Here is a 6119-nt window from a genome sequence, read left to right as displayed (position 1 = left end):
CCCCCCCCCCTAATTTTTTTTTTAATGATACGGCGACCACCGAGATCTACACTTCTAGCTTCGTCGTCAGCGTCATATGTTTATAAGATACAGATTATATATACTTACTCCTATATTTTTTGAAGGTAGAAATACATTGACCGTATAATGATTTACTGATACAATTATGGATAAATTAATTCATAAATATTTTTTTCTACTTGAAGAGTAGGAGGTTTGACGGGATCAAATTTAATTGGTTTTATGCACGTTGTACAGAATTAAAGAGGGAGGATTGTAAAATAAAATTATGAATATAGATGATTATGTTGTAGAGAAGGCTAAAAGGGCAAGTACAGCAGCGAGAATCTTATCAAATATGGGTACTGAAGATAAAAATAGAGCACTGTTTTCCATGGCGAAGCAGGTTAAAAAAAATAAAGATGATATTTTAGAGGCCAATAAATTGGATTTGGAGAATGCCAAAAAAAGCGGAAAAAACAATGCCTTTATCGATAGATTGTCTTTAGATGAAAAGAGAATAAATTCTATGGCAGAGGGCCTTGAAAAAGTAGCTTCCCTTCCTGATCCCATAGGTGAGGGCGTAAAGATGTGGAAAAGACCTAATGATCTGCGTATTGAAAAAGTGAGAGTGCCTTTGGGAACAATAGGGATAATATATGAAGCCAGGCCAAATGTGACAGTGGATGCTTCGGCGTTGTGCCTTAAAAGCGGGAATTCAGTTATCCTAAGAGGAGGAAAAGAGGCCATTAATTCAAATTCAGCTATATATAATATTATAAATAGAGCAGCTGTTGATGCAGGTTTTCCGGAAGGATCTATGGAATTTATTGATATTACTGAGAGAAAAGCAGTAGAGATTATGATGAAACTCAATAGATATATAGATGTTTTAATACCGAGGGGAGGCAAGGGACTTATAAATTCTGTGGCAGAAAACTCCACTGTGCCTGTAATTAAGACAGGGGCTGGAAATTGTCATGTATATGTGGATGCTGATGCAGATTTGGATATGGCAGAGAAAATAGTTGTAAATGCCAAGACACAAAGGCCGGCAGTTTGCAATGCAATGGAAACATTACTTGTTCATAAGGATGCAGCTGAAAAATTTTTACCTCACCTGGGAGATACCTTAAGAAGGTTAAATGTTGAAATAAGAGGATGCAGAAGAACGCAAAAATTGATACCAAATATAAAATTGGCTACCGAGGAAGATTATGAAGAGGAATTCTTAGATTTGATTTTGGCTGTAAAGGTGGTTGATTCTGTGGATGAAGCTATAGATCACATTTATAAATATGGTACAAAACATTCTGAGGCCATAATAACTAATAATTATACTTCTTCCCAGAAATTTTTAAGGGAAGTTGATGCAGCTGCTGTATATGTAAATGCCTCTACCAGGTTTACGGACGGCGGGGAATTTGGGTTTGGTGCGGAAATAGGAATAAGTACTCAAAAGCTTCATGCCAGGGGGCCTATGGGATTAAATGAATTGACAACTACTAAGTATATGGTATATGGGAAAGGCCAAATACGAAAATAATATTGCCTTGATAATATGGTGTTCTGCAGCTTGTGAGTTTATAATTAAACTAGTATATAAAAAAAAGAGGAGTGTTTTATATGAGGTTTATAGAATTGAGAAGTGACACTGCAACTGAGCCTACCCAAGCTATGAGAGATGCCATGTATAATGCCAGAGTTGGAGACGATGTGTACGGAGATGATCCGACAATGAGAGAATTGGAGGAATATGCACCTAAACTTGTAGGTAAAGAAGCGGCATTGTTTGTGCCAAGTGGTACTTTTGGAAATCAGCTCTCCTTGTTTACACACTGTAAGAGAGGTTCTGAAGTAATACTGGGAGATGATTGCCATATTGTAGTTCATGAAGTAGGTGCTGCATCGGTTATAGCAGGAGTTCAGCTGAGAACACTTAGAACTAATGCGGGGGAAATGGATCCTGTAGAAGTAAGAAGGACAATAAGAACTGAAAAAAATATACATTATCCAGAAACAGGACTTATATGTATGGAAAATGCTTATTCCAATGGGAGAGTACTTTCCTTGAAAAACATGTCTGAAATTTATAATGCTGCCAGAGAATATAACATACCAGTTCACCTTGACGGTGCCAGAGTATTTAATGCAGCTTCCTATTTGGGAGTTGATGCCAGGGAGATAACGAAGTATTGTGATTCTGTAATGTTTTGTCTGTCCAAAGGATTGTGTGCTCCTGTAGGTTCTATGCTGGCAGGTTCCAGAAGTTTCATTGAGAAAGCTAGAAAATGTAGAAAACTTATGGGTGGTGGATTAAGGCAGGCAGGTTTTCTGGCAGCAGCAGGACTTGTGGCACTGAAGGATATGGTGGGCAGGCTGGGCGAAGATCGTGAAAATGCCATTTTCCTTGGAGAGGAGCTGTCCAAAATACCTGGAATAAAAGTGAATATGAAAGACATTCAAATAAATATGGTTTTTTTTGATATGTCAGAAACTGGTTATGACAGTGCCAAGTTAGTAGAGGAATTTTATAAAAAGGGAATTAAAATAAATCCAGAAGAAGGCGGAAAGATGAGGTTTGTAACCAATTATTGGGTGAAAAAGCAGGACATACCTTATATTGTAAACACTTTTAAGGAAATACTTCGTAAAAATTGTAACTAAATTATTTGTATTGACTTATTTTTTTTATAGCTGTATATTTAATAGTAAATATTTTAAATTTTTGGGGCACATAAAAGTAATTGTTGCGATTTTGGACAACTTGCTTTTAGATGATTTTAAAAGGAGGGCTTTTTTAATGTCAAAATCATATGTATTTTATGATGGAAAAATTGTAGATGAAAGTGAGGTAACTATAAGCATAAGATCAAAGGCATTTAACTATGGATTAGGATGCTTTGAGGGTATAAGAGCCTACTGGGATGAGGATGAAAAACAACTTTATGGATTCAGGCTGAAAGACCATTATGTTAGATTACTTCAATCTGCAAAGACTTTTAATTTAAATATTCCTTATAGTGTAGATGAGTTATGTAAAATTACAGTGGATTTGTTGAAGAAAAATCAATTTAAACAGACTACTTACATAAGGCCTGTCGTATTTGACGGAGGGACAAACATAAATCCAACCCTTTCGGATGCGGAACCTAAGTTCCTTATATATTGTCAACCCATGGGCAAATTTGCAGGCAAAGAGGAGCTAAGCGTCTGTATATCTTCTTGGAGAAGACTGGAAGATACCATGCTTCCTCCAAGGACTAAGCCAACTGCAGCTTATCTGAATTCCGCTTTGGCATCTTTAGAAGCAAATCAAAGTGGATATGATGAAGCACTGTTCTTGACTGTAAGTGGACATGTTTGCGAAGGACCTGGAGAAAATATTTTTATTGTTAAAAAAGGGCAGTTGATTACACCGCCGCCTTCTGACAATATACTAGAAGGTATAACCAGGGATCTTGTCATGAGGCTTGGCAGAGAGGAACTTGGAATTGAGGTAGTAGAAAGAAGCATTGCTAGGACAGAACTCTATGCATCAGATGAAATATTCTTTAGTGGAACTGCTATGGAAGTTACCCCAATAGTAAAGGTGGATAATAGAATTATAGGTACGGGTAAACAAGGAGAGGTTTATAAAAAAATCAAGGAGCTTTTCTTTGGACTTACTACTGGGAAAAATCCTAAGTATGCGAAATATTGTACACCAGTTTATTAATTATATAAATGCAAATTTGAAAAGACCGGTCAAAGTGATCAGTTAGTGGTGAATAGATAACGAAACTTATTTAATATCAATGGCAATTTATCATAAAGTTATAGTGGTGAATTGCCATTTGCTTTATTTTAAATTGAAGGTATAAGAAATATTAATATCTAAAAAAGGAAATAGAATAAATTTGCTGTGAGAAGGTGGGAATATGGAAACTACTCATAAAATTTCATCACTTAGATACAGAGTGATCAGGAAAAACAGAAAGAATGTAAGTATAAGTATAGATGAAAAGGGGGATATAATTGTAATAGCTCCATGGGATATAAATTATGACTCTGTAGAAAAGATAGTTAAAAGCAAAATGGACTGGATATATAAAAGTAAAAATATCATAAAAGACAAGATTGAGTATATGAAGTCCATGGGTATTTCACAGGGGGAAAATATGCTTTGGCTGGGGAAACTTCTAGAAGTAAAAAAATGCGAGTCAGATATAAAAGAATGTCATGTGGAAGTTTTGAATGACAAAATTATTATCTATGGCAATAGTTTATTAATAAAAAATCAGGAGGCTATAAACAAAAGCATCCGTAAATTTTATAAAGAGAAATCCAAAATAATTTTTGCTGAAAAAGTGAGATTTTATGCTAAAAAGATAAATGTACATCCCAATAAAATAACAGTAAGATGCCAGAAAACCAGGTGGGGAAGCTGTTCTTCCAAAGGGAATCTAAGTTTTAATTACAAGCTTCTGATGGCACCTTTGGATGTAATAGATTATATAGTTGTGCATGAACTCTGTCATCTAGTGTATATGGATCACTCCGGAGGATATTGGAGGATGGTTGGCTCCATAATACCTCAATATTTGGATAAAAGGAATTGGCTTAAAAATAATGGATATATGCTTAGATTCCCTTAAAATCCTAGATACACTATTATAGTGTAGACATCAAAAGAAATATGAAGTAAAATAATATTTATACGAGAAAAGTAATGTGAGAGGAAAACTGATATGGAGTTTTATTCACTACTCTTGATTGCACTGGCACTTTCTCTAGATGCTTTTGGTGTTTCACTTTGTATAGGATTAAATAAAGCAATAAGTAGAAAGATTAAAATTCAATTTATAGGTTCTTTTGGATTTTTCCAATTTTTTTTTGCAATATCTGGAGCATATGCAGGATTTCTATTCAATAGATATATTGTTTCCGTGCCAGAGGTTATAGGAGGGGCATTGGTATTGATAACAGGAGTATTAATGCTGAGAGATGGTTTGAAAAATAAAAAGGAATCTCTATTTTTTAAACCGGGAATGGTTATGGTATTTGGAATTTCAGTGAGCATCGATGCTTTGATAATTGGATTTACCACTTTGAATAATATAGAGAGTAATTTGAATTTGCTGTATAGTACTTTATTTATAGGTGTAACTACATTTTTAATATCTTTGATTGCCTTTCTGATTTCAGGGTATCTTCGGAAAATACATATTATAAGCAAGTATGCAGATTATATAGGTGGTATAATACTTATTATATTTGGTATTAAAATGATGTTTTTTTAAGAGAAACTTGGGGTGAATTCATGGATGTAGAAAAATGTTTGAGAAAATATAACATAAAAGTTACAAAGGCAAGATTGAATATCATGGATATATTATGTAAAAGTGAGGAGGCAATAAATGCGGAAAGTATATTTAAAAAGTGCAAGGAAAAAAACGTAAATGTGGATTTATCTACAATTTACAGATCTTTAGAGCTATTTGAAATAAAAAAGATTGTAAGAAAAATTGATTTAGGTCAAGGGGAATACAGTTATTCAATAATAAGAGAAAAACATAAGCATATATTACAATGTAAAATATGTCATAAGCAAATAGAAATAGATTGTCCCATGCAACAGGTAGAGGAAATAATAAAGAGTAAAACAGGCTTTGTATTTGAAGAGGAAAAGCTTGATTTTAAGATAAAAGGTATATGCAGAGATTGCAGAAAGAAAATAAAAAAAGTATAAATTAAAAATCACTTTGCTTAAGAGTTACTTGGGCAGGATATACCTTTTTTACTTTCCATATACCCCTGTTGTTTTTTTCCAAAAATACAGTATATCCTACTCTTCTATGAGGGGATTCACTTGAGATTCCCTCAACTTTAATGAATGCAACTGCACCGTTGGAAAATGAGGTAGTCATATCTTGCATATCGTATATCTTATATTTATTAAAAATTCCCGTTGTAAAGTAGTGCGTAACTGCATAATCAATATTTCTACAATTAATTGACGTGTATATATTTTTTGTTATTACAAGACTTATAATAATTAGCATAGTTAAAAATAAAAATTTTTTCATATTTACCTCCATATAATGGAAAAAATATTTTCAATATTATAATATCTAAAA

The 6119-nt window shown here is 33.7% G+C and carries 7 protein-coding genes; 6 read left to right on the top strand and 1 reads right to left on the bottom strand.

Translation table 11 applies throughout. The features are described 5' to 3' along the window. Positions 1–289 precede the first annotated feature (289 nt). The 6 genes from J5G60_RS15920 to J5G60_RS15895 all read left to right on the top strand — a co-directional run bounded on the left by J5G60_RS15920 (position 290) and on the right by J5G60_RS15895 (position 5731). The gene (locus tag J5G60_RS15920) at positions 290–1546 is read left to right on the top strand and encodes a glutamate-5-semialdehyde dehydrogenase (RefSeq protein ID WP_150358854.1); all 1257 of its coding nucleotides are present in this window, start codon (positions 290–292) and stop codon (positions 1544–1546) included. A gap of 80 nt (positions 1547–1626) precedes the next feature. Continuing rightward, on the top strand, positions 1627–2667 hold the full coding sequence (gene ltaE / locus J5G60_RS15915; protein ID WP_150358853.1) for a low-specificity L-threonine aldolase: 1041 nt from the start codon (positions 1627–1629) through the stop codon (positions 2665–2667). Between the two features lie 136 nt (positions 2668–2803). Then, positions 2804–3718, top strand: coding sequence for a branched-chain amino acid transaminase (locus J5G60_RS15910; RefSeq protein ID WP_150358852.1), 915 nt, complete (start codon positions 2804–2806; stop codon positions 3716–3718). A gap of 202 nt (positions 3719–3920) precedes the next feature. Next, positions 3921–4637 carry a M48 family metallopeptidase gene (locus J5G60_RS15905; RefSeq protein WP_150358851.1) on the top strand — a complete coding sequence of 239 codons (717 nt, stop codon included), beginning with the start codon at positions 3921–3923 and terminating at the stop codon, positions 4635–4637. A gap of 93 nt (positions 4638–4730) precedes the next feature. Further along, positions 4731–5282, top strand: a complete 552-nt coding sequence (locus tag J5G60_RS15900) for a manganese efflux pump MntP (protein ID WP_150358850.1) — start codon at positions 4731–4733, stop codon at positions 5280–5282. 20 nt (positions 5283–5302) lie between these two features. Further along, entirely contained in the window at positions 5303–5731 is a 429-nt protein-coding gene (locus J5G60_RS15895; RefSeq protein ID WP_150358849.1) for a Fur family transcriptional regulator, read from the top strand. Between the two features lies 1 nt (position 5732). Here the strand turns inward: J5G60_RS15895 and J5G60_RS15890 are convergent, their stop codons facing one another. Then, positions 5733–6068 (bottom strand): hypothetical protein, encoded by a 336-nt coding sequence (locus J5G60_RS15890; protein WP_150358848.1) that lies wholly within the window; start codon positions 6066–6068, stop codon positions 5733–5735. Positions 6069–6119: the final 51 nt, after the last annotated feature.

Source organism: Clostridium sp. HV4-5-A1G (assembly GCF_900184915.1).
GTDB lineage: Bacteria > Bacillota > Clostridia > Clostridiales > Clostridiaceae > Clostridium_B > Clostridium_B aromativorans.
The sequence above is the reverse complement of the archived record's forward strand: the minus strand, read 5'-3'. Positions and strand labels throughout refer to the sequence as shown.